This is a genomic window from Ruegeria sp. BF12, from assembly GCF_056538705.1.
In genome coordinates this window covers 1-1,275 of sequence record NZ_JBQFTP010000042.1, presented here as the reverse complement: position 1 = coordinate 1,275, position 1,275 = coordinate 1, and the positions used below count along the sequence as shown (strand labels likewise).

Here is a 1,275-nt window from a genome sequence, read left to right as displayed (position 1 = left end):
TCTTACAGGTTCGGGTAGATTGGGAAACGGGCGCAGAGTTCGGCGACTTCGGCTTTGACCTTTGCTTCGACCGCGCCGTTGCCGTCTTCGCCATTGGCAGCCAGTCCGTCGACAACCTCGATGATCCAGTCCGCGATCTGGCGGAATTCGATCTCGCCAAAGCCGCGGGTGGTGCCAGCGGGTGAGCCCAGGCGGATGCCCGACGTGATGGTTGGTTTCTCGGGGTCAAATGGCACGCCGTTCTTGTTGCAGGTGATATGCGCCCGGCCCAGAGCCTTTTCGGTCGCGTTGCCCTTGACGCCTTTGGGGCGCAGGTCGACCAGCACCACATGGGTGTCGGTGCCATGGGTCACGGTGTCCAGACCGCCCTTGATCAGCTGGTCCGACAGAGCCTGCGAATTGACGACAACCTGCTTGATGTAGTCCTTGAAGGCAGGCTGCAGTGCCTCGCCGAACGCCACGGCCTTGGCCGCGATCACATGCATCAGCGGGCCGCCCTGAATGCCGGGGAAGATCGCCGAGTTCACTTTCTTAGCGATATCTTCATCATTGGTCAGGATCATGCCGCCACGCGGACCGCGCAGGGTCTTGTGCGTGGTGGTGGTCGCCACATGCGCATGCGGGAAGGGGCTGGGGTGCTCGCCTGCTGCCACCAGACCGGCGAAATGCGCCATGTCCACGTGCAGGTAGGCGCCGACCATATCGGCAATCTCGCGCATGCGGGCAAAGTCGATCTGGCGCGGGATGGCCGAGCCTCCGGCGATGATCAGCTTGGGCTGGTGCTCTTTCGCCAGCGCCTCGACCTGATCGTAGTCCAGCATGTTGTCTTCCTTGCGGACGCCGTACTGCACCGCGTGGAACCACTTGCCCGACTGGTTCGGGCGGGCGCCGTGGGTCAGGTGTCCACCGGCATCCAGGCTCATACCCAGAATGGTGTCACCCGGTTTGATCAGCGCCTGAAACACACCCTGGTTGGCCTGGCTGCCCGAGTTCGGCTGCACGTTGGCGAATTCGCAGCCAAACAGTTCCTTGGCGCGGTCGATGGCCAGATTCTCGGCGATATCAACGAACTGGCAGCCGCCATAGTAGCGACGACCGGGATAACCTTCGGCGTATTTGTTGGTCATCACCGAGCCCTGCGCCTCCATCACGGCGGCAGAGACGATGTTCTCGGACGCGATCAGTTCGATCTCGTCACGCTGGCGGCCCAGCTCGGACGTGATCGAGCCGAACAGCTCGGGATCACGGTCAGACAAAGACTGGGTGAAAAATCCG

The 1,275-nt window shown here is 62.2% G+C and carries 1 protein-coding gene; it reads right to left on the bottom strand.

Going from position 1 to position 1,275, the window contains the following annotated elements; genetic code table 11:
* Positions 1-2: 2 nt before the first annotated feature.
* Positions 3-1,275 (bottom strand): serine hydroxymethyltransferase (gene glyA / locus ACR0J0_RS23550; protein ID WP_480666415.1); only part of this gene is annotated, 1,273 nt, incomplete at its 5' end.